We start from the raw sequence: 25,330 nt of genomic DNA on the forward strand, positions 1-25,330 counted from the left end.
GTGCGGGGCCGGTGGTTCGTCCACCGGCCCCGCTTTCGTATGCTGAAGGGGTGACGCCTCAGGTCGTACTCGTGCACGGCATCCGCACCTCCGCGACGATGTGGCGCGCGCAGCTCGCGTGGTTGAAACAGCACGGCATCCCGGCGCACGCCGTGGACCTCCCGGGGCACGGCACCCGCATGGCCGAGCCGTTCACCATCGAGGCGGCGTTCCGCACGATCGACGAGGCGGTCCGCGATGCCGCCGAGCGCGGTCCCGTTCTCCTCGTCGGTCACTCGATGGGCGGGCTGCTCTCGCTGGAGTACACCGGCGCCGAGGAGCCGCCGCCGGTGGCCGCTCTGGTCGCCGCATCCTGCACCGCACTCCCCCGTGGTGCGGCGCTGTCGACCTATCGCGCCTTCGCCGGTGCGTTCGACCGACTGCCCGATCGTGGGCTGTGGCTCACCGAGCGCGTGCTGGCCGCGACCATCCCCCTCGAGACGCGAGGAGACTTCGCCGCCGGCGGGTACGCCCTCGACGCGCAGTCGGTGGTGCTGCGCAGCCTGTCCTCACTCGACCTGGCGGCGGCCGTGCGCCGCATCCGCGTGCCGCTGTGGTTCGTGAACGGCCAGTTCGACCAGCTGCGCGCCCACGAGTCGCTGTTCCGGCGGCTCGCACCGCATGCCGAGCTGATCGTGGTGCCGCGCACATCGCACCTCGTCACCGCGATGCGCCCGAAGGTGTTCAACGCGGTGCTGCGCCTGGCGCTGGCTGTCGTGCGACAGCGGTCATGAGCCCGCCGACGAGCGACAGCACGGCGGCCGCCGCGAAGACCAGCCAGAATCCACCCACCAGGGCGACGAGCCCCGCACCGAGCACCGGGCCGATGACCTGACCGAGCGCGGCCGTCGCGTTGACGATGCCGAGATCGCGGGCGTGATCCTGCCCGTCGGGCAGCAGGTCGGTGGCGAAGGCGAGGCCGACCGTCGAGAACGCGCCGTAGCCGACGCCCATCAGGGCGGCGGCGACCAGGGTCATCTCGAACGTCGGCACCGCGACGATCGCGACGCCGGATGCGGCCTGCACGACCGTGGCCGCCACCGTGAGGCCTCGACGGTTCCCCGTGCGATCGGAGATGATGCCGAGCACGACCGAGGCGCACACGACGAACACGGTGTAGACGACGATGAGGAGCAGCAGGTTGTCCTGCGCCGCGGCGCGGGGCTGTCCGAGCCCGTGCAGCAGGAAGAACAGGAAGAGCGCGGTGCCCAGTGCGTTGCCGATGTTCGCGACGAGGCGTCCGGAGAGCATCCAGGCGAAATCGCGATCACGCAGCGAGGCGAGGCGCGCGCGCCCCCTCGGCGGCTGATCGGATGCCGCGGCGGGCGGATCCGGCAGGAGCAGCGCCGCCGCGGTGCCGACGGCGGCGATGAGGGCGGCGAGCAGCAGGTAGCCGGCCAGCACCCCCAGTCCGAGCAGGACGACCAGCCCGACGCCGAGCACGATGCCGACGGCCTGGCTGGATCCCACGGCCGACGACGCGGTCCCGCGCTGCGACACCGGCAGCTGGTCGGCGATGAGCGCGGTGAACGCCGCGGACGCGATCGACACGCCGATCGAGACACCGACCCAGCACGCGCCGACGAGCCAGGCGCCCTCAGCGATTCCGGTCAGCACGAGGAACCCCGCGGCCGTCCACACGCCGACGAGCGCCCACGGACGCCGCCGCGATCGCCCCTCCCGCGCGCGGTCCGAGAGCGCACCCGCCAGCGGACCGGCGACGATGCCCGCCAGTCCCCCGACGCCGAGCACCAGGCCGGATGACACCACACCACGGATCCAGTCGGCTTCGGAGGTGTCGAGCTGCAGCGGCAGCAGCAGTTGCACGGGCGTCAGCTGCGCTGTCCAGATGACGAGCCAGGCGAGCGTGAACAGCGTCATCCACCCCGCGCCCACTCTCGCGGCGGCGGTCATCGCGTTCTCCCCGCCCGAGCGGCACCCGCCGGACCGTGCGTGGCCTCACGCTCGCGTGCGGTCGCGATCACTGCGCGATACCAGTCGTACGATGCCTTCGGCGTGCGGATCCCGGTGGCGAAGTCCACGTGCACGAGGCCGAACCGCTGGGTGTACCCGTCGGACCATTCGAAGTTGTCCATCAGCGACCACACCGTGAACTCCTGCACGGGCACTCCCCGCGCGACGGCCTCGGCCACCGCCTCGATGTGCCTCGCCAGATAGTCGATGCGTTCGTCGTCGCTCACCCGCCCGGCGTTCGCGGGTTCGGGGAAGGATGCGCCGTTCTCGCCGATGACGATCGGCACCATCCCCGGGTGGCGCTCGACGAGATCGATGAGGAAGTCGCGCAGCGCGGAGGGCATGATGGGCCATTCCGGTCCGAAGCCCGTGTGCGGGACCCCTGGTGTGGCCACGAGCGAGAAGGGCAGCGGGCTGCCGGGCTCGGCGGCGGCGACGGTCGTCGGGTTGTAGAAGTTCACGCCGTAGAAGTCGAGGGATGCCGCGATCTCGCCGAGATCCCCCGCCCGCACGGGCATCTCCGGCAGACCCAGCGCCTTCAGATCCGGATACTCGCCGGCGAGCAGCGGCTCGGAGAAGAGCCTGTTGTGAACGATGTCGTAGAGCGCCGCCGCCGACCGGTCGCCCTCCTCGTCGCTGCGGGGAAGCACGTGCGTGTGGTTGTTGGTGAGCCCGACCCTCGTCGCACCGGCGGAGCGCAGGGCGGCCGCCGCATGCGCGTGAGCGAGCAGCTGGTGATGCACGGTCGGCAGCGCCTCGAACATCAGCTGCCGGCCGGGAGCGAGCGTGCCGGCCCCGTAGCCCTGCAGGGTGGTCATCGCCGCCTCGTTAATCGTGTACCAGTCCGTCACCCGGTCGCACAGCCGGTCGGCGACCAGTGCGGCATAGTCCGCGAAGCGGTCGGCGGTGTCGCGGTTCAGCCAGCCGCCGTCCTGTTCGACCTCGCTCGGCAGCTCCCAGTGGTACAGCGTCGGAAAAGGGGTCACGCCGCGCTCGAGCAGGCCGTCCACCAACCGCGAGTAGTGGTCGAGCGCCGCGCTGTTCGCCGCTCCCCTGCCGCCGGGCTGGATGCGCACCCACGGAATGGAGAACCGGTAGCTGTCGACGCCGAGTCCTGCCACGAGGGCGATATCGTCGGCGGGGCGTCGGTAGCTGTCGCAGGCCGGGTCGGCCGTGCCCCCGTCCACGACGGCCCCGGGCGCGTCGACGAAATCGTCCCAGATGGAGCGTCCGCGCCCCTCGGCGGTGCGCGAACCCTCGATCTGGAACGCCGAGGTGGCGGTGGACCAGCGGATGCCGCGGGGCAGCATCCGTGCGGGGCTGCGCGAGCTCATGCCTCTCCTCTGACGTCGTCGTCGTCGGTGAACATCGGGTTCACGTCGATTCTGCACCCGGTTCCACGTTTCGCGCGACCGAGTCCCGCTCGGCGCGTCGCACCGCGGCCGTTTCGCACTGTGCGGCTCAGTGCTGGTAACATTGACTCTTGGCTTGCGTGTGGGTTCGTCCCTCACGACCGTCGCATGGCGCCCCTCTCGCGCTCGCGGCATCCGAATCCATCCAGACAGAAAGCGTCCACACGTGGCAAACATCAAGTCGCAGATCAAGCGCAACAAGACCAACCTGAAGGCGCAGGAGCGCAACAAGGCCGTCAAGAGCGAGCTGAAGACCCTCGTCCGCAAGACCCGCGAGGCCGTCGTCGCCGGCGACAAGGAGACCGCTGAGGCAGCGCTCAAGGTCGCGTCCGTCAAGCTCGACAAGGCCGTCAGCAAGGGCGTCGTGCACAAGAACCAGGCGAAGAACCGCAAGTCGGCCATCGCCAAGCAGGTCGCCGCTCTCTGAGGTCGATCTTCGAGAAGGCCCGTCCCGTTCGCAGGGCGGGCCTTCTGCGTTTCGTCCGGGGTCAGCGTGCGGGATCGGCGCCGAAGGGCTCGCGCGTCGCGATCACGGTGACCATCCGCTCCAGCGCGAAGATCGGGTCGCGGGCCGCGCCCTTCACCTCGGCATCCGCACGCGCGGTCGCCTGGATCGCCATGCCGAGCGAGCGCTCATTCCAACCGGCCAGGTCGCGGCGGGCCCGGTCGACCTGCCAGTCCTTCATCCCGAGCCGTTGAGCGAGCTGCCGGCTCGGTTCGCGGTTGCCCGCGACCCGCGCCATCGTCCGCAGCTTCATCGCGAACGCGGCGACCATGGGCACCGGATCGGCGCCCGATGCGAGTGCGTGCCGCAGAGCGACCAGCGCTTCGCCGTACCGGCCGGCGATGGCGGTATCGGCGACCACGAACGCCGACACCTCGACGCGTCCGCCGTAGTACTTGGTGATGATCTCGTCGGTGATGTCGCCCTCGACGTCGCCGATCAGCTGCTGGCACGCGGCGGCGAGCTCGGTCAGATCATCGGCGAAGGCCGAGACCAGTGCGCGCAGTGCGCTCGGTGCGATGCGCTTCTTCGCGGCCTTGAACTCACCTGCGGCGAAGTCGACCCGGTCGGAGTCGCGCTTGATCGCCGCGCAGGGGATCTCGATGCCGCCACCGGTGCCCGCGCGGATCGCGTCGAGCAGCTTCTTGCCCCGCACGCTGGCGCCGGTGTGGCGCAGGACGACGGTGGCACCCTCCTGCGGGTTCTCGATGTACTTCAGCGCCTCCTGCAGGAACGCGTCGGTGCACTTCTCCACTCCGGCAACCCGCACCAGCCGCGGCTCGCCGAACAGCGACGGGGAGGTCACCGCGAGCAGCGTGCCTGCACCATAGTCATCGGCGCGGATGTCACTGACCTCGAGGGCGGGATCCTCCGCGCGCAGATACTCGCGCACGCCCGCGATCGCGCGCTCCGCGAGGATCTCCTCCGGACCCGACACCAGCACGAGGGGTGCCGGCCGGGGCTCGCGCCACGGCACCTGTGGAATCTGCGGGCCCTTGGCGCCGCCGCGCGCACTCGATCCGCGGGCGGAGGAGCGAGGGGCGGCCATGTCCCCAGCCTACCCGCGGCCGCGGACGCTCCACGCGGACCGCGGGGCGGCACGCCGTCGTCCTTCCCCGGGAGTTCTGGGCGGCGCAGCGTGGTCAAGAAGTGAGGACCTCTCCGACGCCCCCGGTGCGGGCGAGGAGAAGAACAACAGCTAGCGCGACGTGCTTCCCTGCTGACCCTCCTCCAGTTCCTTCAGCCGCTTGAGCTTCGTCCAGGGGTAGCAGGCGATCCACCCGACCGACGCGATCGAGGCACCCATGATCATCGAGGCGGTATCCATGTCGACGACTCTACGAGCGGCGTCGCCCCGGCGGATCCCCCTCACGACGGACTTCCACCTCGCCTCGACGTGACGGCTCAGAGGCTCGCATGGTCACAGCCCCAGGTAGACGACGAAGGGCGCATCGAGCGCCCACAGGCAGGCGTCGCGCTCATCGACCCGAACCACCGCGTCCAGGTTGACGCGCCGGGCGAACTCCTGTTCGTCGTGGACCGTGTCCGTGAACGACGCGGTGAAGAACTCGGCGTCCGGGTCGGGATCCGTGTAGCTCGACCCCTGCAGCGAAAGCGGCTCGATCGAGCGCAGCTCGACCGAAAGCGGCGCAGGCGGACGAGGATCCGCTTGCACCTCGATCACGCGCCAGGGATGCTCGCAGGTGAGCCGTTCGATGGCCTCGGGGTCGAGGTTCGACAGGGCGTCGCGGATCTGCTCGGCCTCCTGCTCCACCGCCTGTGCGCGCATCTCCTGCGAAGACAGCAGCGGCGCGCATCCACTCAGCGCCGCCACCATCGCGGGGACGACAACCAGCATTTGCTTTCTTTTCATGTTCAGTCCTCCTGGATCGGTCTTTCACTCGTCGTTCTGCTCGGTATCCGGCGGCGCGCGCTGCGACCACACCTCGAGACCGTGGTCTCCCTCGCCGAGCAGGATCAGTCCCCTCCGGTCGGTGCGCAGCACGCGCGCGCCGACCGCTTCGAGCAGCGCGAGGGTCTCGGCGCGCGGATGGCCGTAGTCGTTGCCGTCGCCCACCCCGATCAGAGCGACGTGCGGCCGCACGGCCTCATAGAGGTCGTGCTCCTGGTCTCTGCTGCCGTGATGGGCGACCTTGACGACGGTGTACGCGCCCCGCAGTCGTCCGCTCGACAGCAGCATCCGCTGCGGGGCTTCCGACAGGTCACCGAGCAGCAGCGTGCGCGGCACGCCGCCGCCTTCGATCTCGATGACGACGCTGGCGTCGTTGCCCGCCGGGAACGCCATCGAGTCCGCCGTGGGCCAGAGCACCCGCCAACGAGCCGCGCCCAGTCGCCCCTGTACGCCCGACGTCCCCTCGACCAGGGTCGCTCCCCCGGCCCGCAGCGACGCCAGTGCACGGGCATCCTGCTCCTCCACGGCCGGACCGTGCAGCACCGTGCCCACCCGCCCTTGCACCGCGGCCACGCCGCCGGAGTGATCGAGATCGAAATGCGTGAGCACGAGCAGATCGATGCGATCCGTCGCCGTCTGCGCCAGACAGTCGCGCAGCGCGTCGGGCTCCGAACCCGTGTCGATCAGCGCGACGCGGCCTGCCGAGCGGATCAGGAACGCGTCGCCCTGGCCGACGTCGCAGGCGGCGATCGCCCACTGCGCGGGTGTCGTCAGTGCCGCGAGCGGCCCGGTGAGCAGCATCCGCGCTCCGCCCAGGCCGAGCGCGAGGGTGATCACCAGCACGGATGCCGCGCGCAGGCGTCGTGAGCGCGGGCGCACCAGCGCCACGGTCACCGCGGCGCTCAGTACACCGACGAGCAGGGCGGCCAGCGGTCCCGCGACGACGGTGACCGTCGCTCCCGGAAGGCCGGCGCTCACGCTCGCCGTCGTCGCGATCCACGTCGAGGGCAGCCACGCGGCGGCGGCCAGGAGATCCGCCAGCCAGGGCAGCGGCGCCGCAAGGCAGGCCAGCAGCCCGATCACCGTCGCGATCGGGGCGACCGGGGCCGCCAGCAGGTTCGCCACCACGCCGACGAGTGACTGCTGCGCCGAGAACAGCGCGATGATCGGACCGCACACCACCTGAGCGGCCAGCGGCACCGCCAGCGCGAGCGCAAGCGGCTGCGGCATCCACCGGCCCAGTCCGGTCAGCAGCGGGCGCGACAGCACCAGCAGGGCCGCCGTCGCCGTGGCCGACAGGGCGAACCCGGGAGACGCGGCCAGCCAGGGATCGGCGAGCAGGATGCCGCACACCGCGACCGACAGCATCGCCAGCCCCGCGCTGGGCCGGCCGAGCAGCACCGTGACCATGGCCAGCGCCGCCATCACCGCGGCTCGCACGACGCTGGGCTCCGGCGTCACCAGCACGACGAAGGCAGCGAGAGCGGTCAGGGCGAGCACGACGCGGAGGGTCCTGCCCCCGCCGAGCAGCGACACGATCCAGAACACCGCGGCGACCACGATCGCGCAGTTCGCACCGGAGACCGCGGTGAGATGTGACAGTCCCGACGCGAGCATCGCGTCATCGAGCTCGGCGGAGACGGCGCGGGTGTCGCCCACCGCGAGCCCGGGGAGCAGACCGGCGCCGGGTTCCGGCAGGGTCGCGACCCTCGCCACGAATCCTGCCCTGGTGCTTGCGGCGACGGCGAAGACGCCCGACGCCGGCCGGACCAGCTCTGCACTCGACCCGAAGACGACCAGTCCGGCCCGTTCGAACGGGTCCGTCGCCTTCCCCTGCCCCATGACCCGCACCGTCGCGCCGAGATCAGCGCCGTCGATCGGCGCGATTCCCACGCGTACGGGCGCTGCGACCGCGACGAGACGCCCGGGCGCACCGAGCTCGACCGTGACAGCGTCGAACCAGAGCCGGCCGTCGTCACCGATCGATGCCGACGACGCCACCTGCACGACCGCCTCGACCGCGCGCCCGTCGGACTCGGCCAGCAGCGCACGCTGCGGCTGCGCCGCCGCGACGACGACGCCCACCCCGGCGCCGCAGAGCACGGCGAGCACGACCAGTCCTGCGCTCGTCGCTCCGGCGTGGGAACGGACCGCCGGCACGGAACCCCGCCGCCGGCGTGCCACGACGACCAGCACACCGGCGACGGCCACGCAGCACAGCGCGCCAGGAAGCGCGATCGCGGGGAAGCAGATGGTGAGCAGCGCCGCAACCCACACCACCACTGCGAGGACGGCGCTGCGCAGGTCCTTCACACCCGCACCTTCTCCTGGATGCCGGCGAGCAGCTTCTCACCGATCCCCGGTACGGCGAGCAGGTCCTCCACCGCCCGAAAGCGGCCGTTCTCCTCACGCCATTCCAGGATGCGCTGGGCGAGCGCGGGTCCGATCCGCGGCAGCGTCTCCAGCGCCGCCTGGTCCGCGGTGTTGAGGTCGATCCTGTCGTCGGCCGGCGGCGCCGGTGCGCCGCCGCCGTCGGAGGTTGCTCCCCTGACCGGCACGACGATCTGCTCGCCGTCGCTGAGCGGACGCGCGAGGTTCACCGCCTGCAGATCCGCGGTCTCGAGGGTGCCGCCCGCCGCGGCGAGGGCGTCCACCAGCCGCGCCTGCGGATCGAGGATGTACAGCCCGGGCTTCGCCACCTCCCCCAGCACATGCACGTACAGCGCCGCGCTCTCGGCGACGGCCGCGCCGCTGTCGGACGCGCCGACCGGGATGCTCTCGGTCGGCGATGCCTGACCGCGCAGGATCCCCCAGCCGACGGCGGCGGAGAGCACCACGAGTCCCAGCGTCACCGCCGCGCCGACGCCGAGCTTCAGACGTGGGCGCGGCGGCGGCTCCGGAACGGTCGACTCAGCGGATGCCACTCCGCCACGCTAGACACGCGCGCCACTGCACCATGCCGCTACCGCGGCAGATGTGGAGAACTCCCGCACATCGCGATGATGTGCAGGAGCTCTCGGATGCCTCGATCAGCCCTTGACGGCGAAGTTCACGATCTTCGGAGCGCGCACGATCACCCGCACGATCTCCTTGCCGTCCAGCGCCCGCTGCACGCGCTCATCCGCCCGGGCGAGAGCCTCCAGTTCCGCCTCGCCGATCTTCGCCGGCACCTCAAGCGTCGCCCGCACCTTGCCGCCCACCTGCACCGCGACGGTGGCGGTGTCCTCGACGAGCAGGGCGGGGTCGGCGTGCGCCCAGGGGACGAGGCCGACGGACGGCTCATGGCCGAGCAGCTCCCACATCTCCTCGGCCGTGTGCGGGGCGATGAGGTCGAGCATGACCGCGACGGTCTCGGCGGCCTCGCGCACGGCGGGATCGGCCGCGCCGGCGCCGGTGTCGATCGTCTTGCGAATGGCGTTCACCAACTCCATCAGGCGCGCGACGAGCACGTTGAACTTCGTGTGCTCGACCAGCCCCGGCGCTTCGGCGAGCAGGTGGTGCGTGATCCGCCGCAGCGCGGCGTCGCCGTCGTCGGCGTTCACCCCGGTCTCGCTCGACACCTCACCGGCGATGCGCAGCGCACGCGACAGGAACTTCTGCGCCCCCGTGGTCGACACGTCGGCCCAGTCCTTGTCGTCCTCCACGGGTCCGGCGAAGGCCAGACCGACCCGCAGCGCGTCGGCCCCGTGCGCGTCGAGCTCTTCCTGGAACAGCACCAGGTTGCCCTTCGACTTCGACATCTTCGCGCCGTTCAGGATCACCATGCCCTGGTTGATCAGGCTCGAGAACGGCTCGGTGAAGTCCACCAGCCCCATGTCGAACAGCACCTTCGTGATGAAGCGCGCGTAGAGCAGGTGCAGGATCGCGTGCTCGACGCCCCCGATGTACGAGTCGATCGGCGCCCAGCGCTTCGCCTCGTCGGTGTCGAACGCCACCTCGGGGCTGTTCGGCGACAGGAAGCGCAGGTAGTACCACGAGCTGTCGACGAAGGTGTCCATCGTGTCGGGGTCACGCAGAGCGGGTTCGCCGGTGCCGGGTACCACGGTCCGCACCCACGACTCCGCCGCACCCAGGGGCGAGCTGCCCTTGGGGCGCAGGTCGAGGCCCGCCGCATCCGGAAGGCGCACCGGCAGCTGGTCCTCGGCCACCGGCACGATCCCGCCGTCTTCCGTGTGCAGCATCGGGATCGGCGTGCCCCAGAAACGCTGACGGGAGATCAGCCAGTCGCGCAGCCGATAGTTCTTCGCCGCGCGGCCCACGCCGTCCTTCTCGAGGCGCTCGATCTGACGGGCGATCGCGTTGCGCTTGGACAAGCCGTTCAACTCGCCCGAGTTGATCATCCGGCCCTCGCCGGTCAGGGCGACGCCGGTCTTCGCCGGATGCTGGTCGTCGAGCGACTCGACGTCGGCGTCCGCGTCGATGACGGGGATCGCGCCGGTGACCGGCGCCGTGGTGTCGACCACGACCTTCACCGGCAGATCGAAGGCACGCGCGAAGTCGAGGTCGCGCTGATCGTGCGCGGGCACGGCCATCACCGCACCGTGGCCATAGTCCGCCAGCACGTAGTCCGCCGCCCAGATCGGCATCCGCTCCCCGTTCACCGGGTTGATCGCGTAGCGCTCCAGGAACACCCCGGTCTTGGGTCGATCGGTCGACTGGCGGTCGATCTCGCTGGTCCTCTGCACCTGTTCCAGGTACTCCTCGAACCGCGCGCGCACCTCCGCGGGTGCCGCGGCTGCCAGCTCGGCGGCGAGTTCGGAGTCGGGGGCGATCACGAAGAACGTCGCGCCGTGCAGCGTGTCCGCGCGGGTGGTGAACACGGTCACCGGCGCGTCGCGCCCCTCGATGCGGAAGTCGACGTCGGCTCCGACCGACCGGCCGATCCAGTTGCGCTGCATCTGCAGCACCTTGTGCGGCCAGCGGCCCTCGAGCTGGTTCAGGTCGTCGAGCAGGCGGTCGGCGTAGTCGGTGATCTTGAAGTACCACTGCGTGAGCTTCTTCTTCACGACCTCTGCGCCGCAGCGCTCGCAGCGTCCGTCCACGACCTGCTCGTTCGCCAGCACCGTCTGGTCGTTGGGGCACCAGTTCACCGGGCTCTTCTTGCGGTACGCCAGGCCCCGCTCGTACATCTTCAGGAAGAGCCACTGGTTCCAGCGGTAGTACTCCGGGTCCGAGGTGTGCAGCACGCGCGACCAGTCGAACGAGACACCGTACGCGCGGAAGCCGGCCTTCTGCTGGTCGATGTTCTGATAGGTCCACTCCCGCGGGTCGGCACCCCGGCGGATCGCGGCGTTCTCGGCCGGCAGGCCGAACGAGTCCCACCCGATCGGGTTGAGCACGTTGTGCCCGCGGTGCCGCCAGAAGCGCGCCACGATGTCGCTGTACAGGTAGTTCTCCGCGTGGCCCATGTGCAGGTCGCCGGAGGGGTACGGGAACATCGCCAGCACGTACTTGCGCGGCCTGGTGTCGTCCGCGCCACCGGCGAGGAACGTCTGGTTCTCGGCCCAGTACTTCTGCCACTTCTCCTGGAGGGCGTGCGCAGACGGCGTGTCGTGGATCTCGGCGGTGGGTGCGGACGAATGCTCGGACAAGGATCGGCCAATCTACGGATGCGGAACATCCCGGAAAATCGGGAGATTCCAGGTTATCGCGTGTTGCCCGCTCCCCTGCCCTCGGGACGCTCGGCGGCGAGCGCGGCCCACTCCGCAGGCAGCTCCGCGGCGAGCGCCGCCAGCGGGGCGCGCGCCTTGGTGGCGACCTCGGCCGCCTCGGCGTCCGGCCGGGAGAGCCAGGTGATGCCGCCGCCGGTTCCGACGTAGGCGCCGTCGCGCTCGACCACGATCGAGCGGATCACCATGGCCAGATCCACCCGGCCGTCCAGACCGACATGCCCGAAGCAACCCGCATACACCCCGCGAGGGGCGTCCTCGAGCCGGTGGAGGATGGTCATGGCCGAGAGCTTCGGGGCTCCCGTCATGCTGCCGGCGGGAAACGCGGCGTCGCACAGGTCGCCGAACCGGATGCCGTCGCGCAGCCGTACGCTCACCGTGCTGACCAGCTGATGCACGGCCGGGTAGCTCTCGACCTGCCACAGCCGTTCCACGCGCAGGCTTCCCGGCACGCCGACGTGCGAGAGGTCGTTGCGCATGAGGTCGACGATCATGACGTTCTCCGCGCGCTCCTTCACGTCGGTGCGCAGCTCCTCCGCGAGCCGCGCATCCTCGGCCGGGTCGTCCGATCGGGGTCGCGTCCCCTTGATGGGGCTCGTCGACACCACGCCACGGGACACGGCGAGGAACTGCTCGGGGCTCGCGCTGAGCAGGCAGCGGTCGCCCGCCCGCAGGTAGCCGCCGTGGTGCGCGGGAGTGGCGGCGCGCAGCCGGCGGTACACCGACAGCGGGTCCGCGGGCCGCGGCGCACAGAATCGGGTGGTGAGGCAGAGCTGATAGGCGTCGCCGCGCCGGATCGCCTCCCGGCAGTCCGCGATCAGGGCGGTGTACTCGCGCACACCGTGCCGGGCGACGGCCGTCGACGCCGCCGGCACGGCCGGAGGCGCGGCGGGAACGGCATCCGACATCACCGCCTGCACCTGCGCATGCCACGTCTCAGCGCTCGCCGTGTCGGCGAGTGTCCACAGCCGGCGTCGCGCGTGGTCGAGGGCGACGGCCCGCTCCGCCGCGACCCATGTGCCTCGCGGCTCCCCCTCCGTCGTCGCCACGGGTGCTCCGGCGGCGCGCGCTCCGGTCTCGTAGTCCAGCCAGCCCACCCAGCCGCCGCGGAACGGCACGGCCGCATCCTCCCCGTCGTCCGCGGCGAGCGGCAGCTCGCGCACGGCATCCGGATCGTGCTCCACCACTCCCGCGCCGAGGATGCTCCAGCCGTCGACCGCCTGCGGCCCGGCGTCGAGCCAGAACGCCGCATCACTGTCGGCGAAGAGGTGCAGGAAGAGGCTTTCCGCGTCCAGCCATCCGTCCAGCGGACGGGCGATCAGCGGCGAAGGAAGGGGCACGATTCTCAGCGTACGACCCGCGTCGGACTCGTAAGCTCATGGGGTGAACGACTTCGTGCTCTGGGCCATCGAACTGGTGCAGTCGGTCGATCCCGTCCTGCGCACGGTGCTCGCCGGAATCGCCATCATCCTCGAGACGAGCATCCTGATCGGGCTGGTCGTTCCCGGGGACACCGTGGTGCTCGTCGCCTCGATCGGCGTCTCCGGATGGGTCGAGGGCGTCGTGCTCGGAGCCGTCGTCATCGTCGGCGCTCTCATCGGGGAGTCGATCGGCTTCTGGCTCGGCCGATGGATAGGACCGCACATCCGCACCTCCTGGCTGGGCCGGCGCATCGGCGAGACGCACTGGGTACGCTCGGAGCGCTATCTGCGCCGGCGCGGCGGGATCGCGATCTTCCTCTCCCGTTTCCTCCCGGTGCTGCACTCGCTCGTGCCGCTGACAGTGGGCATGAGCGGCTTCGCCTACCGGCGCTTCCTGGCCTGGACCTTCCCCGCGTGCGTGCTGTGGACCTCCATCTACGTCGGCGTCGCCTCCGTGATGGCGGGCAACTTCAAGGAGCTGTCGCAGACGGTGCACTACGCCGGCTACGTGTTCGTGGGCGTGATCGTGCTGCTGCTGATCGCCGTGCTGGTGGCGAAGAAGGTCATCGCCAAGCGCGAGGAGCGGCATATGACCGAAGAGGGCCCGCACGACGCGTGAGCCTCGGCGGCGAACCGTGAAAGACTGAAGGAGATGTCCCCAGCCTCCGCGGCCAAGATCCACTGGTTCGCTCGACTCGAGCACCGTTTCCACGTCTGGCGCGAACGCCGCGCCCGCAGGCGAGGCCGTTCGGCGACCGCCGTGCCGTTTCCCGGCTACGGGGGCTCCGCGTGGGTGCGCGTCGTCGGCCGGGTGCTGATCGTGCCGCCGGCGCCGAAACGCGCCCGCGGCGACCGCGCCGGTGTGCGCGGATGGCGCTCCTTCGTCGGCATCCCGGTGAGCTTCGCCGAGGCGCGCGTCGAGATCGGCGGCCGCGTGCACGAGGTCGTCGCCGATCGGGGCGGGGTGATCGACACCGTCGTCGAGGCGCACCTCGAACCCGGCTGGCAGACCTTCACCATGTCGGTGGAGGGTCAGGAGCCGGTCGAGGCGAGCGTCTTCATCGTCGGCGACGAGGTGCGCTTCGGTGTGGTCTGCGACGTGGACGACACCGTGATGGTCACGGCACTGCCGCGTCCGTTCATCGCCGCGTGGAACTCCTTCGTCCTCGATGAGCACGCGCGCACCCCCGTGCCCGGGATGGCGGTGCTGCTCGAACAGCTGCGCCGCGACCACCCCGGGGCGCCGATGATCTACCTGTCCACCGGGGCGTGGAACATCGCGCCGACCCTGCGACGCTTCCTCAGCCGGCACCTGTTCCCGGCCGGAGCCATGCTGCTCACCGACTGGGGGCCGACGCACGACCGCTGGTTCCGCAGCGGACGTGAGCACAAGACCAGCAACCTGCGCCGGCTGGCTCAGGAGTTCCCCGACGTGCGCTGGCTGCTCATCGGCGACGACGGTCAGCACGACGAGGCGATCTACTCGCAGTTCCTCGAGGAGCATCCGTCGTCGGTCGCGGGCATCGCGATCCGGCGCCTGCTGCCCGCCGAGGCGATGCTCGCCGGCGGTCGCGCCACCGCTCCGCACGACGAGAACGCCGTGCCGTGGGTGAGCGCCGAGGACGGCGCGGGACTGCGCGATCAGCTCGGCGACGTCGGCATCATCGACGCGGGTTCATGACCGCCGAGCCCGTCTCCTCTCTTCCCCGCGCGGAGTGGCTCGAGCGGGCCGAGCGCCATGCGCAGCGTGCCGACGAACTGACGGCCGCGCACCGCGAGCGTGCCGCCCGTGGCGAGAAGCATCCGGTCTGGGACTTCCTCTTCACCTACTACTCCTACAAGCCCGCGCAGCTGCGCCGCTGGCATCCCGGCGCCGGGGTGCCCCTCGAGGACGCCGCCGAGCGGTCCGACTGGCGCTGGTACTCCCCCGGCACCCGGTCCGGCGAGTACTTCCCCGACGCCCGAGCGTTCTCCGCCGACAAACCCGAACTCGCGCGGCTCGTGGAGCGGATGCTGCGCCGCACGGCGTCCCGCCCTGGCCAGTTCGGCTGCTTCGGCCTGCACGAGTGGGCCATGGTGTACCGCGCCGGCGAGCACCGGCATCCGGTGCCACTGCGGCTGGGACAGGAGGGCACGGACGCGGTCGTCGAGACGCACGACCTGCGGTGCACGCACTTCGATGCCTTCCGGTTCTTCACCCCCGAGGCCGCGCCCCGCAACCGCCTCTCCCCCACGCGCGACACCCAGCCCGCTCTCGAGCAGCCCGGCTGCCTGCACGCCGGGATGGATCTGTACAAGTGGGCGATGAAGCTCGGCCCGCTCATCCCCGGCGAGGTGCTGTTGGACGCCTTCGAGCTGGCGCGCGACATCCGCCTGCTCGATATGGAGGCGGCGCCGTACGACCTGTCGGCATGGGGCGTGCGGCCCGTGCCGATCGAGACTGCCGAGGGCAAGGCGGAGTATGTGCGGCGACAGCGCGGTTTCGCGGAGCGCGGCGCGGCGATGCGCGAGCGGATGCTGAGCCTGTGGCTCGGCACCTCCGTCGCGGCGTGAGCCCCCGCTAGGGTTGCCTGGGAGGGGAAGGACCAGTGAGCTTGAGGGCAGAGCCGTCTTCGCGCGCGCGTGCGCGGATCCGTGCGTTCAGCGTCGGCTACACGCTGGTGGCTCTGCTGCTGATCGCGCTCATCGCCTGGCCGATGCTGAGCTCGGCGGCCGACGGCACCGGTCCCGGGACCGGCGGCGTCGTCACCTCGGATGACTACTACGACCCCTGGGAAAACCCGGAGCCGACTGCCGCTTCCCTGACGGACGGCACCTGGACGGGCCACGGCCAGCAGTACATCCCGCTCACCGGTCTGACCCCGGGTGAGCCGCTGCTGTTCACGTATCTCGATGAGGACACTCCGATCTCCGCGGTGTTCCTCGCCGAGAGCGGTGCGGCCGGCGACGATCTCGACCCCGCGGAGTTCAGCGATTACTCCTCCGACCCGTTCCACGTGATCCCCACGGCATCCGAGATGACGGTGTGGATCCGCGCCAGGACCGCCGACGAGTGGCGGCTGCGGATCGCGCCGGTGCGCCTCGACGCGCGGGCGGGGATCGTGTCCGGCAACGGATCGGAGACCTTCGTCTACACGGGCGCCGCGACCGCGGCCCGGATGACCGCGCGCGGCGACTACTCGGTGCGGCTGACGGTCACGACGGTCGAGGGTCGCGATCCGGAGTACCGCTCGTTCAAGGACTCCTCCTCGACGATCGCCTGGCCCGACAGCACCGCCGTGGTGTTCTCCGTCGACAGCTACGACGACTCCACCAGCTGGTCGATCGAGTTCTTCGAGCCGGCGCCGGCCGCCACGCCCACGCCGGCGCCGACCGCCACGCCGACGTCGAGCACCGCCGCCACGCACCCCGAGGGGGAAGCGGATGAGTGACCCGGCGCTGCGTCGCATCGGCGTGTTCTCGCGAGCGACCTGGGGTGTGGGTGCGCTCGGCGTCATGATCGCCGCCTTCCTCGTCGTCCCCCAGGTCGCACTCGTCGACGGTGCGCTCCACGTCGACCCGGGCAACGGTCTGGGCATCGATCGGGTCTACCCGTACTACGAGGACGACCCCGTCGAGCTGGAGCTCGTCGACGGGCGCGTCAGCGGCGACGAGCGCGGCGGCTGGCTGCCCTTTCCCGCAGGGTCTGAGCCGTTGGCCTTCCGCATGACGCACGAACACGACGATTACGTCAACGTGTTCCAGACCGCCGACGCGGCGTCGTTCGCGCTCGGTGACGACCGCCCCGAGAACCTCGACGCCCTGTGGGATCCGGAGGACGTGGTCTACGCGGCCCCCGCGCTCACCGACGGCAGGCTCTGGTTCTCGGCCGGCACCCCCGCCTGGGACCTCGCGGTCGAGCCGGTCGAGAGCACCCCGCTCGTCGAGGGCGCCGCAACAGGCACCGGTGACGCCCTGCTCTCGTACCGCGGTGACGCGCTGAGCGCGCGCTTCGCTCACACCGGGCCCGGGTTCCTGCGCGTGACGCTGTACGCGCCGGAACTCGAGGACGCCGGCGATCCGGCCGTGAACGACGTCGATGACTTCACCACCCGCGCCTCCTGGCGCGTGCCCGGTACCGTGCTGTTCAGAATCGAATCGACCGGCGGCGAGTGGGCCGTCGACGTGGACGAATGAAAGGGATGCGATGACGTTCGCCCAGACGCTCGACGAGGCTCTCAAGGCGCGCCTGCCGCTGCTGTACCTGGAGACCGGCGAGGAGGTGCGCGCCATCGAAGCGGTGACGCAGGCCGCGGCCGCCCAGCGGCATCCGCGCCCCGTGTGGACCTGGACCAGCGCGCTGGGGCTGATCGACCCCGACGGCAAGAGCGTCGCCAACACCACCAACCCCGCGCGGGCCCTCTCGCACATCGCGGGGGTGCCGGACGCCGGCGTCTTCGTGTTCTGCGACCTGCACGCCTACTTCGGCTCGGAGCATCGCCAGGGCGAGCCGCTGGTCGTGCGCACGGCGCGCGAGACGGCGCTGGACTTCCGCCACGGCGACGCCTCGCGGGTGCTCGTGCTCATCTCGCCGGTGCGTACCATCCCACCCGAGCTGAGCGAGCTCACCCACCTGCTGGAGTTCCCGCTGCCCGACCCGGCCGAGATCCGCGCGCTGCTCGACACGATGATCGAACGCAACTCATCGGGGCCGAGGCGCATCCGCATCGATGCCGACGACGAGGTCCGCGATCAGCTGGTGCACGCGGCGCTGGGGCTGTCGATGGCCGAGGCCGAGAACGCGTTCGCCCGCGCCATGGTGAACGACGGCTCCCTCGGCGCCGCAGATGTGCACGTCATCCTCGACGAGAAGGGGCAGATCGTCCGCAAGTCGGGTCTGCTCGAGTTCATGGACGCCGGCATCGATCTCGACGACGTCGGCGGGCTGAACAACCTCAAGCGCTGGCTCTCGCGCCGCAGCGGCTCCTGGCTCAGCGGGGCCAAGGACTACGGCCTGCCCGATCCCAAGGGGGTCCTGATCACCGGCGTGCCCGGCTGCGGCAAGTCGCTGACGGCGAAGGCGACCGCCGCGTCGTGGGGGCTGCCGCTGCTGCGCCTCGACATCGGCCGCATCTTCTCGGGCCTGGTCGGCTCGAGCGAGCAGAACCTGCGCACGGCGATCGCGACCGCCGAGGCTGTCGCACCGTGCATCCTGTGGGTGGACGAGATCGAGAAGGGCTTCTCGAACACCACCGGCAACGGCGACTCGGGCACCTCCGCCCGCGTGTTCGGCACCTTCCTCACCTGGATGCAGGAGAAGAAGCGGTCGGTCTTCGTCGTGGCGACCGCCAACAACATCGATGCGCTGCCGCCGGAGTTCCTGCGCAAGGGACGCTTCGACGAGATCTTCTTCGTCGACCTGCCGACCGCCGCCGAGCGTGAGGTGATCTGGCGCCTGCAGCTGCAGGCCAACGCCTCCGCCGCGAACGGGCTGGGCGATGTCGCGCGGGATCCGGATGCGATCGCCGAGCTCGTGCGGCGCACCGAGAACCACTCCGGCGCCGAGATCGAGCAGGCCGTCGTCGCGGCGCTGTTCGAGGGGTACAGCCTGGGGCGTCCGGTGGACCGCGACGTGCTGCGGCAGGTCGTCGAATCCACGATCCCCCTGGCCGTGACGCAGGCCGAGGAAGTGCGCCGCATCCGCGACTGGGCGTCGGAGCGTGCCGTCCGCGCCACCGGGTCGGAGGACCTCGACCCGATCGACGCCGGCGGCGTTGAGGTGGCCGGCGCGCTGTCCTCGCGCCGCGGCGGCCGTACCGTCGACTACTGAGAGCCCGAGGGATCGGAGGAGAACCGTGCAGAAGCAGCTGATCGTCAACCTGCGCCCCGACGGCTCGGTCGCCGCCGAGACGCTGGGGATGGCCGGCGACGAATGCCTGGCCTACATCTCGGCACTCGAGGACCTGCTCGACGCCACCACGACGTCCTCGGCGTACACCGCGGAGTACGCGGGGATCGCGACCGATGCGCAGGCCCCGCTACATGACGAGGAGCGCCGCACATGAGGGTGCACGCCGAGGCACCGGGCCTCCGCGTACCGAGCCCGCTGGGGTCGTGCCCTCCGCCGCACGCCGACGGTCCGCTGCGATGGTCGCGCTTCCTGCCCGCGACCGACGCGGAGGGCCCGGGTCGTCGCGCCGCGGTCTGGGTGCAGGGCTGTCGCCTGCGATGCCCCGGATGCTTCAATCCGCAGATGTGGGCCGAACGCGGCGGTGAACGCTCGGATGCCGCCGAGATCGGTGCCCGCTGGGCGGCCGAGGCGGCCGCTGCCGGGTCGAGCGGGCTGACCCTGCTCGGCGGAGAGCCCTTCGATCAGGCAGCGCCGCTCGCGGAGGTCGCCGGGGCGTTCCGCGCCGCCGGCATGACGGTGATGGCGTTCAGCGGGTACACCCTCGCGTCGCTCACCTCATGGGCGCGCAAGCGGGCGGATCTCGCCGCGCTGCTCGAGCTCACCGACCTGCTCTGCGACGGACCCTACCTGCGGGAGCATCCCGAGACACGTCGTCCCTGGATCGGCTCCGCGAATCAGAGCATCCGCGCCCTGAGCCCCGCTTACGCCGACGAGGTGCGCCGCATCGCCGCATCCGGCCGCACCGACACCGTGGAGGTGCGCATCGCCGCCGACGGAACGGTGAGCGTCAACGGGTGGGCATCCGACGCCGCGCTGGCGGCATTGTTCGACGACCTCGGCGTGCGCGCCGACCGACCCCGGGAGCGTGCCGCATGAGCGTGTCGCTGATCCTGATCCCCGCCGCCCTCGCGGTCGCCGGCATCGCCGGCGGCGCCGGCGCCTTCGGCATCGCCTCGCAGACGGATCGGTCTGAGCAGTCTTCCGCCGGTCGCGGCGACGCCGCGCCGGTCGCGGTGCAGACCCGCATGAAGGATGCCGCGCTGCTGGGCGCCGCGCTGCGCGATCTCGGCGCGTCGACCGTCGATCTGCAGGACGACGAGCTGTCGGCGGTGATCGGCGACCTCGCCCTGACGATGACGCGCGACCCGGACGGCATCTGGGCGGCTCGCATCACCGGCGCCGACGGGCGCCAGGCCGTCCGCGCGGAGGCGGAGGAGCTGATCGGCCGTGTGGACGCGGCGTACGCCGGGCAGGTGCAGCGTGCGGTGGCCGCGCGGATCCGCGATCGCGCCGACGACGCCGGATTCGAGCTGCTGTCGGAGTCGCGGGAGGACGACGACAGCGTGACCATGGTGCTCTCGGTGAGGGAGCAGCGATGACGGATCCGCGGCGCGCCGTGCCGGGCGTCGGGTGGATGCTGCTGATGAGCACCTGGATGATCTCGACGGTCATCCCTGGGTCGTTGTTCGCCTGGCTGGGGTTCCTCAGCATCGGGATCATCGGACGGATGCGGCGCTGGGTGCTGGTCGGCGTCGCGCTCGGCGTCGCCGCGATCCTCGCGGTTCTCCCGGTGTGGCAGCACTGGCAGCCGATGGTCGCTGCGATCGTCTACCTCGGCGGTATGCTGCTCGCGCTGGCGGCCAATCCGTCGTGGCTGCGCGCCATGTGGGCGCGGTCGCAGGCCGCGGTCTCGGCCGCGCCGGTGAAGGCGCCCGCGCAGGCGCCCGCGACGGCGCCGGCCGAGAGCAGCGAGGACCGCACCGTCACGGAGCGACGTTCTCGCGCCGGCAGGCGGCGCGCGAAGGCGACGGCGTCGCGGGGAACCCGTTCCTCGGCGGCCACCGCCGACACCGAAGCCGCACGTCTCGCCGATCGCGCGGGAGCGTCGACAGCATCGTATTTCGCGGCGACGGACACGCCGCCGGAGCGCGTGGATGTGAACGCGGCGGATGCCGCTGCGCTCGCCGGTCTGCCCGGCATCACCCGCGGTCGCGCACGCAGCCTCGTCAAGCAGCGCGAGCGGCAGGGCGGCTTCGTGTCGCTGGACGCCTTCGCGACCGCCGCAGGACTGCAGCCGCACGAACTGGTCCGGCTGCGGCAGACGGCGGTGTGCTCCCCTCCTGCGCGCGGTCAGCGCCGGTTCGGCCGCCGCGTCGACTACTGAGCCGGTGGTCCGTCCGCGGCGTCGGCGCCGAGCTGCATCCGCAGGCGCAGGACGCGTTCGGCGGCATCCGCAAGCCGCGCGGCCGGCAGCCGGCCGTCATCGACGGCCTGGGCGATCGCCATGGCCATCGCCTGCGCGGTGTCCGGCGTCGAACCGGCGATCATCAGCACCATGTCGTTGCCCGCCGCGATCGCCGCGACGGCGTTCGCCGCGGGGTCGCGGTAGGCGGCGACACCCGAGGAGCTCAGCATGCCGAGGTCGTCGGTGATCAGCACCCCCTCGAAGCCCAGCTCTTCGCGGGCGATCTCATGCCAGCGTGGTGAGAGCGACGCGGGGGCGGCATCCACGGCGGTGTACGCGAGGTGCCCGAACATCAGCAGTTCCGCGCCGGCCTCGATGCCGGCGATGAAGGGTCGCGCGTCAGCCGCGCGCCACTGCTCCAGACTCATCGGCGTCGAAGGGATGGCATGGTGCGAGTCGCCCGGTGCCGCGCCGTGCCCGGGGAAGTGCTTCAGGGTCGACAGGACCACGCCCTTCTCCCCCTGTACCGCGGCGCGTACGCGATCCGCGGCCGCTTCGGGGTCGGCGCCCAGAGCACGGGACGCGATGAAGGAGGAGGCGTCGGCGGGTACGTCGGCGACGATCCCGAAGTTCACGGTGGCGCCGGTGCCGGCCACCAGGGCCGCGCGCTCCGTGAACGCCGCACGGGTCTCCGGGGCAGCGGAGGACTGCAGAGCGCGGCCGGCGGGAAGGTCGTCCCACCCCAGCCGCGAGACGACGCCGCCCTCCTGGTCGATGGCGATCAGCGGCGGCAATTCGGCATCCCGCGTCAGTGCTGCCGTGACCGACCGCACCTGAGCGGCGTCGCCGGTGATGTTCGCGCCCATCAGGATGAATCCGCCGAGCGGTGCTCCGCCCGGGCCCGACGCCATGTAGTCGCGCAGCGCTGCGGGTTCGGTGGTGGGCACATGGCCCATGATCACGCTGGCCGCCTGCTCGGCGGTCGTCATGCTCTCGACCGCCGCCTCGGCGGGGTCGGGCTGCGGCGTGGGCGTCGGCGTGCGCGACGGCGTCGACACCGCGGGTGTCGGTGCCGGCGCGCGGGTGTCCGACGGCGTGCATCCGGTCAGCGCGGCGACGACGAGCATCGCCACGATGGCTCCCCGGACGGCTGCGCGCATGATCCGACCCTACGCGCATCCGTCCGCGCGGTGGCCCGTCAGCCGATGGGTGCCGCACTCCTCGCGGGCACCGCGGCACGGGAGAGCCGGCGCAGGACGCCTTTGGCTGCGGTGCGCCCGGCGCGGTTGGCGCCGATGGTGCTCGCCGAGGGGCCGTACCCGACCATCTGGACGCGGGGATCGGCGACCGCTGTCGTGCCCCTGCCGTGACGGTCGAGTCGGATGCCGCCCTCGGCGCTGCGCAGATGGAGCGGCGCCAGGTGCGCGATCGCCGGGCGGAACCCCGTGGCCCAGAGGATCACGTCCACCCGCTCGAACGAGCCGTCCGCCCAGCGGACGCCGTCGGGTTCGATCCGCGCGAACATCGGACGGCGGGCCGCATAGGCGCCGAGCCTCTCGGCCTCGCGCTCCTGCGGGCGCAGCATCAGGCCGGTCACGCTCACGACGCTCTCCGGCGGCAGCCCCTGCGCGACCCGCTGCTCGACGAGTGCGACGGCGGCCGCGCCGGCTTCGGGGGTGAAGTCGTCGGTGCGCCACACCGGCGGGCGGCGGGTGACCCAGAGGGTGTCGGTGATCGGCGCCAGCGCCCCGAGGAACTGCACCGCCGAGGCGCCGCCGCCGACGACGAGCACCCGCTTGCCCCGGAAGTGCGCGGGGCTCGGATACTCCGCCGTGTGCAGCTGCTCGCCGAGGAACGTCTCCATACCCGGATAGTGCGGCAGGAACGGACGGGTCCAGGTGCCGGTGGCGTTCACCAGCGTTCGCGTGCGCCACCGACCCGCATCCGTGTGGACGACGAGGATGCCGTCGTCATCGGTGACCCGGTGCACCACCACCGGTCTGATCACCGGCAGGTCGTGTGCCCGCTCGTAGCGGTCGAAGTATCCCGGTACGACGAGGTTGGCGCGCTGCGCCGTGCGCGCCGGCGGCACGTCGCCCGGCAGCTCGGCCACCCCGTGCACATCGCGCATCGTCAGCGCATCCCAGCGGTGTTGCCACGCCCCACCCGGTCGATCGTTCGCATCGAGCACCACGTGCTCGACACCCACGCGCTTCAGGTGGTACGACGACGACAGGCCCGCTTGTCCGGCGCCGATCACCACGCTGTCGAGGATGCTCACATGGCTCTCAACGTCACGGGGTGCACAGATGTTCCGGTCCGGATACCCTGGACGGACCAGCAGCCCCACGGGACGACCCGTCGGTGAGATCGTGCGCGGGGACGACCCCGCAGATTCGGACACCGCCCGTGCGCACCTCCTCCTCGCTTCTCCCTCGCGTCCTCACCCGCACCGCGCTGCTGCGGCTCGGGCTCGGCTGGGGATCGTTCCTCGCGGTGCTGCTCGCGGCCCCGCTGCTCGCGGCCCCGCTGCCGGCCTGGGCACTGTGGATGGTGCTCACCGGCATCGTCGTGGTGATCGTGGTGTGCGCCTTCGGCGTCGTCACCGAGGCCGAGCATCTCGCGCAGCGCCTGGGCGACCCGTACGGCACGCTCGTGCTGACGCTGTCGATCGTGCTGATCGAGGTGATCCTCATCGCGGCCGTCATGCTCGGTCCCGGCGAGCACGCCACGATCGCCCGCGACTCGGTGATGGCCGTCGCGATGATCATCCTGAACCTGGTGATCGGCGCCGCGCTGCTCATCGCCGGCCTGCGGCATCCGAGGGCTCGCGCGAATCGCACCGGAGTCTCGACGTACATCGCCGTGCTCGTCGTGCTGCTGGCGGTCGCCTTCGCGCTGCCCGGTCTGATCGGAGCCGGAGGCGGATACACGCCGGCTCAGTCGATCCCCCTCGTCGTGCTGACCCTGGTGTTCTACGCGTTCTTCCTGTGGCGCCAGACCGGCGCGCAGCGCGGCGACTTCGTCGAGGAGAAGCCCCCGGCCTGGGAACAGGGCCTCACCTGCGCGCAGGCCGGAACCGCGCCGGAATCCGGCGGGGGCGCGACCCACGCGCCGTTCGGCGAGACGTGGGCGCGGCACCGCCCCGAGCTGCTGCTCAGAACCGCACTCCTGATCGCCACCGTGCTGCCGATCGTGCTGCTCTCGCACGACATGGCGACCCTGCTCGACGACGGGCTCGGGCGGGCGGGTGCGCCCGTCGCGCTCTCGGGCGTCCTGATCGCGATGATCGTCTTCCTGCCCGAGACGATCACCACGATCCGCGCGGCGCACGGCGGTGAGATCCAGCGCGTGAGCAACCTCTGCCACGGCGCGCTCGTCTCGACCGTGGGACTCACCATCCCGGCCGTGCTGGCCATCGGACTGCTGACGGGCCAGCCGGTCGTGCTGGCGGAGCGTCCGGTCAACCTGGTGCTGCTCGGCGTGACGCTGCTGCTGACGATCGCCACGTTCTCCGGCCGCCGGGTGAACGCCGTCCACGGCGCCGCCCATCTGCTCGTGTTCGTGCTCTACGGCATGACCGTGTTCGCCTGAAAGGCGACCGCGTGAGACGACGAAACCCCCGCGATGCGTCGCGGGGGTTCCGCTCAGCCTCACCGGGCTGGCTGATCAGCGAGTGGCGTTGTCGTATGCGGCGTGGAGCTGTTCGCTCGCGCGCGCGATTCCGGCAGGCAGCGGGATGCCGAGGTGTGCCTCACGGAGTTCGTCCATCATCGCCTCGACGAGTTCCGGTCCACCGTCGCGCAGGAGTTCGGCACGAACGCGCAGCCGCCGGACACCGCCGCGATTGGCGAGGCCCCAGTTGCCCAGGGCGACCATGACCGGCAGCGTCTGGATGCCCGCCTCGGTGAGGGAGTACATCGCCCGCTGCCCGCGGCGGGCATCCTCCCTGGTGAGCAGTCCGGCGGCGGTCAGCTGCTTGAGCCGGCTGCTGAGGATGTTGCTGGCTATGCCCTCCTCCGACCCCGTGAGCAATTCCCGGAAGTATCGGCGATCGCCGAACATGATGTCGCGCAGCACCAGCATGGCCCACGGATCGCCCAGCACCTCGACCGCGGCGTTGATCGGACATCCTGACCGTGCGCTCACCATGACGCCTCTCCCCGAGTACTGGTTGCAATCCACTATCACTTCTTCTAGAGTCCCATCAACTGATTGTAGATCGCAATCACTAGGGTCCTCGTCTCCGACGCAGATCCATGCGGTGTGGGTTCTGCCACGGTTGTGCCATGAACTACGGGGGGCCTGCGGGGTCCGGAACGG

The 25,330-nt window shown here is 71.2% G+C and carries 25 protein-coding genes; 13 read left to right on the top strand and 12 right to left on the bottom strand.

Annotation, left to right across the window (positions count from 1 at the left end; genetic code table 11):
* Positions 1-50 precede the first annotated feature (50 nt).
* Entirely contained in the window at positions 51-773 is a 723-nt protein-coding gene (locus ACFWH5_RS10475; protein ID WP_378834472.1) for an alpha/beta fold hydrolase, read from the top strand.
* Here ACFWH5_RS10475 and ACFWH5_RS10480 read toward each other — a convergent pair.
* On the bottom strand, positions 724-1,953 hold the full coding sequence (locus ACFWH5_RS10480) for an MFS transporter (RefSeq protein WP_378834473.1): 1,230 nt from the start codon (positions 1,951-1,953) through the stop codon (positions 724-726). The two genes, ACFWH5_RS10475 and ACFWH5_RS10480, sit on opposite strands and share 50 nt — an antisense overlap.
* Positions 1,950-3,347 (bottom strand): GH1 family beta-glucosidase, encoded by a 1,398-nt coding sequence (locus ACFWH5_RS10485; RefSeq protein WP_378834474.1) that lies wholly within the window; start codon positions 3,345-3,347, stop codon positions 1,950-1,952. The genes ACFWH5_RS10480 and ACFWH5_RS10485 overlap by 4 nt, the downstream gene beginning before the upstream one ends.
* 244 nt (positions 3,348-3,591) lie before the next feature.
* Between ACFWH5_RS10485 and rpsT the strand changes: the two genes are divergently transcribed.
* A complete protein-coding gene (gene rpsT, locus ACFWH5_RS10490) occupies positions 3,592-3,852 on the top strand; it encodes a 30S ribosomal protein S20 (protein WP_378834475.1) in 261 nt (86 codons plus the stop codon).
* A gap of 61 nt (positions 3,853-3,913) precedes the next feature.
* On the opposite strand, the gene holA is transcribed toward rpsT, so the two are convergent.
* The 7 genes from holA to pabB all read right to left on the bottom strand — a co-directional run bounded on the left by holA (position 3,914) and on the right by pabB (position 12,851).
* Positions 3,914-4,978 carry a DNA polymerase III subunit delta gene (gene holA / locus ACFWH5_RS10495; protein WP_378834477.1) on the bottom strand — a complete coding sequence of 355 codons (1,065 nt, stop codon included), beginning with the start codon at positions 4,976-4,978 and terminating at the stop codon, positions 3,914-3,916.
* A 150-nt stretch (positions 4,979-5,128) separates the two neighbouring features.
* Positions 5,129-5,257 carry a hypothetical protein gene (locus tag ACFWH5_RS10500; RefSeq protein ID WP_378834478.1) on the bottom strand — a complete coding sequence of 43 codons (129 nt, stop codon included), beginning with the start codon at positions 5,255-5,257 and terminating at the stop codon, positions 5,129-5,131.
* A 93-nt stretch (positions 5,258-5,350) separates the two neighbouring features.
* Positions 5,351-5,803: a hypothetical protein gene (locus ACFWH5_RS10505; protein ID WP_378834479.1), complete on the bottom strand. Its 453-nt coding sequence runs from the start codon at positions 5,801-5,803 to the stop codon at positions 5,351-5,353.
* A gap of 24 nt (positions 5,804-5,827) precedes the next feature.
* Positions 5,828-8,155, bottom strand: a complete 2,328-nt coding sequence (locus ACFWH5_RS10510) for a ComEC/Rec2 family competence protein (protein ID WP_378834480.1) — start codon at positions 8,153-8,155, stop codon at positions 5,828-5,830.
* Positions 8,152-8,766 (bottom strand): helix-hairpin-helix domain-containing protein, encoded by a 615-nt coding sequence (locus ACFWH5_RS10515; RefSeq protein ID WP_378834481.1) that lies wholly within the window; start codon positions 8,764-8,766, stop codon positions 8,152-8,154. The genes ACFWH5_RS10510 and ACFWH5_RS10515 overlap by 4 nt, the downstream gene beginning before the upstream one ends.
* Positions 8,767-8,871: 105 nt before the next feature.
* Complete coding sequence (leuS, locus tag ACFWH5_RS10520) at positions 8,872-11,433, bottom strand: leucine--tRNA ligase (RefSeq protein WP_378834482.1); 2,562 nt, start codon at positions 11,431-11,433, stop codon at positions 8,872-8,874.
* 53 nt (positions 11,434-11,486) lie between these two features.
* On the bottom strand, positions 11,487-12,851 hold the full coding sequence (pabB, locus tag ACFWH5_RS10525) for an aminodeoxychorismate synthase component I (RefSeq protein WP_378834483.1): 1,365 nt from the start codon (positions 12,849-12,851) through the stop codon (positions 11,487-11,489).
* Positions 12,852-12,894: 43 nt separating this feature from the next.
* Here pabB and ACFWH5_RS10530 point away from each other — a divergent pair, with 43 nt between their 5' ends.
* Genes ACFWH5_RS10530 through ACFWH5_RS10575 form a run of 10 tightly spaced genes read left to right on the top strand, consistent with a single transcriptional unit; the run spans position 12,895 to position 20,986 of the window.
* Positions 12,895-13,551 carry a DedA family protein gene (locus tag ACFWH5_RS10530; RefSeq protein WP_378834485.1) on the top strand — a complete coding sequence of 219 codons (657 nt, stop codon included), beginning with the start codon at positions 12,895-12,897 and terminating at the stop codon, positions 13,549-13,551.
* Between the two features lie 33 nt (positions 13,552-13,584).
* A complete protein-coding gene (locus tag ACFWH5_RS10535; protein ID WP_378834486.1) occupies positions 13,585-14,613 on the top strand; it encodes an App1 family protein in 1,029 nt (342 codons plus the stop codon).
* On the top strand, positions 14,610-15,485 hold the full coding sequence (locus tag ACFWH5_RS10540; RefSeq protein ID WP_378834487.1) for a 3-methyladenine DNA glycosylase: 876 nt from the start codon (positions 14,610-14,612) through the stop codon (positions 15,483-15,485). The genes ACFWH5_RS10535 and ACFWH5_RS10540 overlap by 4 nt, the downstream gene beginning before the upstream one ends.
* A gap of 35 nt (positions 15,486-15,520) precedes the next feature.
* Positions 15,521-16,363: a hypothetical protein gene (locus ACFWH5_RS10545; RefSeq protein ID WP_378834488.1), complete on the top strand. Its 843-nt coding sequence runs from the start codon at positions 15,521-15,523 to the stop codon at positions 16,361-16,363.
* Positions 16,356-17,108 (top strand): hypothetical protein, encoded by a 753-nt coding sequence (locus ACFWH5_RS10550; protein ID WP_378834489.1) that lies wholly within the window; start codon positions 16,356-16,358, stop codon positions 17,106-17,108. The genes ACFWH5_RS10545 and ACFWH5_RS10550 overlap by 8 nt, the downstream gene beginning before the upstream one ends.
* 10 nt (positions 17,109-17,118) lie before the next feature.
* Positions 17,119-18,741, top strand: coding sequence for an AAA family ATPase (locus ACFWH5_RS10555; RefSeq protein ID WP_378834491.1), 1,623 nt, complete (start codon positions 17,119-17,121; stop codon positions 18,739-18,741).
* Positions 18,742-18,766: 25 nt separating this feature from the next.
* Entirely contained in the window at positions 18,767-18,976 is a 210-nt protein-coding gene (locus ACFWH5_RS10560) for a DUF2997 domain-containing protein (protein WP_378834492.1), read from the top strand.
* Positions 18,973-19,698, top strand: a complete 726-nt coding sequence (locus tag ACFWH5_RS10565; protein ID WP_378834493.1) for a 4Fe-4S single cluster domain-containing protein — start codon at positions 18,973-18,975, stop codon at positions 19,696-19,698. Before ACFWH5_RS10560 ends, ACFWH5_RS10565 begins: the two co-directional genes overlap by 4 nt.
* Entirely contained in the window at positions 19,695-20,201 is a 507-nt protein-coding gene (locus ACFWH5_RS10570) for a hypothetical protein (protein WP_378834495.1), read from the top strand. The genes ACFWH5_RS10565 and ACFWH5_RS10570 overlap by 4 nt, the downstream gene beginning before the upstream one ends.
* Entirely contained in the window at positions 20,198-20,986 is a 789-nt protein-coding gene (locus ACFWH5_RS10575) for a helix-hairpin-helix domain-containing protein (protein ID WP_378834496.1), read from the top strand. Before ACFWH5_RS10570 ends, ACFWH5_RS10575 begins: the two co-directional genes overlap by 4 nt.
* Here the strand turns inward: ACFWH5_RS10575 and ACFWH5_RS10580 are convergent.
* Positions 20,980-22,167, bottom strand: coding sequence for a glycoside hydrolase family 3 N-terminal domain-containing protein (locus ACFWH5_RS10580; RefSeq protein ID WP_378834498.1), 1,188 nt, complete (start codon positions 22,165-22,167; stop codon positions 20,980-20,982). The two genes, ACFWH5_RS10575 and ACFWH5_RS10580, sit on opposite strands and share 7 nt — an antisense overlap.
* Positions 22,168-22,205: 38 nt before the next feature.
* A complete protein-coding gene (locus ACFWH5_RS10585; protein ID WP_378834499.1) occupies positions 22,206-23,288 on the bottom strand; it encodes an NAD(P)-binding domain-containing protein in 1,083 nt (360 codons plus the stop codon).
* 128 nt (positions 23,289-23,416) lie between these two features.
* On the opposite strand from ACFWH5_RS10585, the gene ACFWH5_RS10590 reads away from it, so the two are divergent.
* A complete protein-coding gene (locus ACFWH5_RS10590; RefSeq protein ID WP_378834500.1) occupies positions 23,417-24,601 on the top strand; it encodes a calcium:proton antiporter in 1,185 nt (394 codons plus the stop codon).
* A 75-nt stretch (positions 24,602-24,676) separates the two neighbouring features.
* Here the strand turns inward: ACFWH5_RS10590 and ACFWH5_RS10595 are convergent, their stop codons facing one another.
* Positions 24,677-25,159: a winged helix-turn-helix transcriptional regulator gene (locus ACFWH5_RS10595; RefSeq protein ID WP_378834501.1), complete on the bottom strand. Its 483-nt coding sequence runs from the start codon at positions 25,157-25,159 to the stop codon at positions 24,677-24,679.
* Positions 25,160-25,330 lie beyond the last annotated feature (171 nt).

The sequence above is a fragment of the Microbacterium sp. NPDC058345 genome, assembly GCF_042723855.1.
Lineage (GTDB): Bacteria > Actinomycetota > Actinomycetes > Actinomycetales > Microbacteriaceae > Microbacterium.